The sequence below is a fragment of the Daejeonella sp. genome, assembly GCF_037719425.1.
Taxonomy (GTDB): Bacteria; Bacteroidota; Bacteroidia; order Sphingobacteriales; family Sphingobacteriaceae; genus Daejeonella.
Window position 1 is genome coordinate 1 of sequence record NZ_JBBJNI010000054.1, and the last position, 3,551, is coordinate 3,551.

The following is a 3,551-nucleotide window of genomic DNA, read 5'->3' on the forward strand; positions in this document are numbered from 1 at the left end:
CTTTTGAAATCATTCGGGCCAAAGCGTAACGAAATTCTGCCCCAATGGTTTGTACGGCCTCCAAGCATCCTGGAACGAAACCAATCGAATTCGGTTCCTTTAGCCTTAGTATACGGTTCACCTTCTATTTCCCACCCGCCGTACGCCGCATCAAAATCGCCGAAAGGCCTGTTGGTGTTAGCTCCTCTTCTCGGAGACTCGTAAGGCCATTTTAGCTGGGTTTGCTGTTCCGGGTTAGCTGGATCATAATCAGGACCAGCCTCGAGCAAAGCAACCTTTAAGCCCGCTTCAGTCAAGACTTTAGCGGCCATTCCGCCGCCGGCACCCGAGCCCACTATACATATATCGTATAACTCTCCCTTGGTTTTAATTTCTATAGCCATTGTGAAAATATTATTTACAAAACTTCTGATCCAAAGTTTCCTTTAAAATAAGCAATATTTCAATTCATAAAGAATTATTTCTGCCGGAAATGTTTGTTTAGAATTATAAAAGAATTGCTAGGCGAAAACGATCATGACCTGATTTTTTTCAACTTTATCCGAAGGATTAATTTTTATCGATTTCACAATAACATCGGCAGGCGATTTAATGATGTTCTCCATTTTCATAGCTTCCAGTATCAGGAGGTTGGCGCCCTTTTTAACCTCTTCCCCTTCTTTAACGAGAACCTTTAGAACCAAACCCGGCATTGGCGCCTTCAGCTCTGAAACTTTTAGCGTACTCAGATTATCCATTCCCAGCCTATGAAGCAATTCGTCAAATTGGTCGGTAAGAGACATTGTATATATATTGCTATTGACTCTTACTGAGCAAGTCTTCGCATTTTTGTCAAATTCAACAAGCTCTGCATTATACGAGCGATTTTGATGAAGAATGTTAAAGGAGTTTTTGTTAATTTGGTAAATGTCAAGTCGGAGCGGTTCACCATCTAAAAGTACTTCACCTTTTTCAGATCGCACTTCAAAATCGTACTGTTCGTTAACCTTTATTTTAAACATGCTATTGGGTCAAAGCGTATTGAACTAAATTTGCGCCCATTTTCAACGCCTTCTGACGAGTTTCTTCAGAATCACTGGAGTAAGTTCCCGCTATTTCCCAGCCATTACCCAGATCACATTCAAATGTGTAATAGCAAACAACCCGGCCCTTATATATCAGAGCAAATCCCTGGGGCCGTTTTCCATCGTGCTCATGGATCTTTGGGAGTCCGCCGGGAAATTTAAATTTCTGGTTATATAAACTATGATCGGATGGCAATTCGATAAATTCCAGGTCCGGAAAAACCCGCTTCATTTGCGGCCTAATAAATTTATCGAGTCCATAATTATCGTCTATATGCAAAAATCCGCCGCCTGTAAGATACTTCCTGAGATTATCGGCTTCCTGATCAGTGAAAACTATGTTTCCATGACCGGTTAAATACACAAATGGGTAGTTGAATATTTCCGCACTCCCGACTTCCACCACAGCTTCATCCTTATCAAAATTAGTACCCAGATTCTTATTGCAAAAGCTGATCAGTTCGGGCAAGGCCGTTCGGTTTGCATACCAATCTCCCCCGCCATTATATTTCATCTTGGCAATCTTATAGCTTGGGGCTTTAAAAGACGATATTACTCCGGAAATCAGAATAAATAAAACAATGAAACCGGCTTTTATAAAAGTCTTCATCTATTAAGAAAATTTATCTCAAAACATGCTTCAAGAGCAGCGGTTTCAGTCCTTAATCTGGAGGTACCAAGAGCAATCGGCAAAAAATTAGCTTCAAGAGCCTCTTTAACTTCCGACGGACTGAAATCTCCTTCCGGACCGATCATTACAAGATAATCAGAATTCAATTCGATCATATCTTTTAACGGAAATTTTTCACCATCGATACAGTGGGCAATATATTTTTGAGCGCTGGAAACAGAACCAATAAAATCCTTGAATCTTACTGGTTCATTTAATTTAGGATGATATGCTTTTATTGATTGTTTTACGGCAGAGGTAATGACTTTATTCAGCCGATCTGTCTTCAAATCTTTGCGCTCGGATCTTTCACAGATTAAGGGCGTAATCTCATCAATTCCTATCTCGGTTGCTTTTTCGAGGAACCATCCAATCCGTTCAATGTTTTTAGTCGGAGCTACGGCGATATGAAGCTTATGGTTACGCTTACCATACTCTTGCTGCACCTTAATGATTTTCAAAGAAGTTCGTTTGGGGTGAGGGTCGTCAATTACTGCGCTATAAAAACCGCCTTTACCATCTACAAGTTGTACTTCATCACCCTTTTGGAGACGCAGGACTTTTACACAGTGCTTACTTTCTTCTTCGCTAAGGTTATAGTTGTCTGAGGTAAGATCCGGTGTATAGAAAATATGCATCCGCAGTTTTCATTTATCGGATATCAACGACATCATCGTTATCGATGACCAGCTCCAGCTTGACGGATTCCACATTCTGATCTGCCTTTTTCAGGATAGTGATGTTATAACCATTGTATTCACGGGCTTCACCCACCTCGGGTATTCTACCAAAGATCTCACTAACCAGTCCCGCAACCGTATCGTAATCACCATCTTCAGGCAGATCATGAGGAAGGTATTCATTCACATCGTATATAGAAGCTGTAGCGTCAATAATGAACTCTGTTGACGATACTTTATTGACGATCGGCTTCTCTTCGTCATATTCATCCTGAATCTCACCAACAAGCTCTTCAACGATATCCTCAAGGGTTACCATTCCGGCTGTACCTCCAAACTCATCAAGTACGATGGCTATCTGAATCCGCTTTAACTGCAGCTCGCTCAGCAGGTCATTGATCTTTTTCGTCTCTGGAATAAAGTAAGGCTTGCGAATAATATCTTTTAACACACATTCCTTATTATCCGCTAAAAGCGGAATAGTATCCTTTGCGTGAACTATCCCTACTATTTTATCAATGGTTTCGTCATAAACAGGAATTCGGGAATAACCTTCATGAATAATAAGATCAAGCAGTTCGCGATGGGGAGTATTTAATTCGATGCCCGAAATTTTTGTCCTTGGAACCATTATATTCTTCACCACCCGCTCATTAAAATCAAATACATTCTTTATGAGTTCATGTTCATTGTTTTCCAATGCACCGCTCTCCTTGCCCTGGTCGAGCAAATATTGAAGCTCTTCCGAACTGTGATGAGCTTCATGACCTCCAATGGTACTTATTCCCAAAAGCTTAAGGATGAAATTAGCAAATCCGTTCAAAAGCCAAATAAATGGCCTAAATACGAGATAGAAAAAATGAAGTGGCAGGGCGATTCCCATAGTGGTTCCTATAGGCCGTTGTATTGCCAAAGATTTAGGAGCAAGCTCACCGAAAACAATATGAAGGACTGTGATTATTGCAAATGCCAGAACATGTCCAATATTTGTAGCTACAGCTGTGCTAGTGTCAATATCGAAAAGATGAAAAAATCTTGTCACAATATCGGTCATCACTTCTTCCCCTACCCAACCAAGTCCAAGGGAGGCAAGAGTTATCCCCAACTGGGTTGCGGCTAAATATCCATCCAGGTGCT

Annotated in this window: 4 protein-coding genes and 1 pseudogene; all 5 read right to left on the bottom strand. The window is 40.9% G+C overall.

What is annotated here, in order from left to right; genetic code table 11:
* Positions 1 to 383: pseudogene (locus tag WKF69_RS08995) on the bottom strand (GMC family oxidoreductase); the annotation flags it as partial.
* A gap of 117 nt (positions 384 to 500) precedes the next feature.
* On the bottom strand, positions 501 to 1,001 hold the full coding sequence (locus tag WKF69_RS09000; RefSeq protein WP_340381266.1) for an acetyl-CoA carboxylase biotin carboxyl carrier protein subunit: 501 nt from the start codon (positions 999 to 1,001) through the stop codon (positions 501 to 503).
* A gap of 1 nt (position 1,002) precedes the next feature.
* Positions 1,003 to 1,674 carry a DUF4159 domain-containing protein gene (locus WKF69_RS09005; RefSeq protein ID WP_340381267.1) on the bottom strand — a complete coding sequence of 224 codons (672 nt, stop codon included), beginning with the start codon at positions 1,672 to 1,674 and terminating at the stop codon, positions 1,003 to 1,005.
* Positions 1,671 to 2,372 (bottom strand): 16S rRNA (uracil(1498)-N(3))-methyltransferase, encoded by a 702-nt coding sequence (locus tag WKF69_RS09010; protein WP_340381268.1) that lies wholly within the window; start codon positions 2,370 to 2,372, stop codon positions 1,671 to 1,673. Before WKF69_RS09010 ends, WKF69_RS09005 begins: the two co-directional genes overlap by 4 nt.
* Before the next feature lie 13 nt (positions 2,373 to 2,385).
* On the bottom strand, positions 2,386 to 3,551 hold a 1,166-nt coding region (locus tag WKF69_RS09015), incomplete at its 5' end, for a hemolysin family protein (protein WP_340381269.1).

Coding starts and splice junctions, on each gene's coding strand:
- WKF69_RS09010 (WP_340381268.1), bottom strand. CDS start 2,372: ATGCATATTTTCTATACACCGGATCTTACCTCAGACAACTATAACCTT.
- WKF69_RS09005 (WP_340381267.1), bottom strand. CDS start 1,674: ATGAAGACTTTTATAAAAGCCGGTTTCATTGTTTTATTTATTCTGATT.
- WKF69_RS09000 (WP_340381266.1), bottom strand. CDS start 1,001: ATGTTTAAAATAAAGGTTAACGAACAGTACGATTTTGAAGTGCGATCT.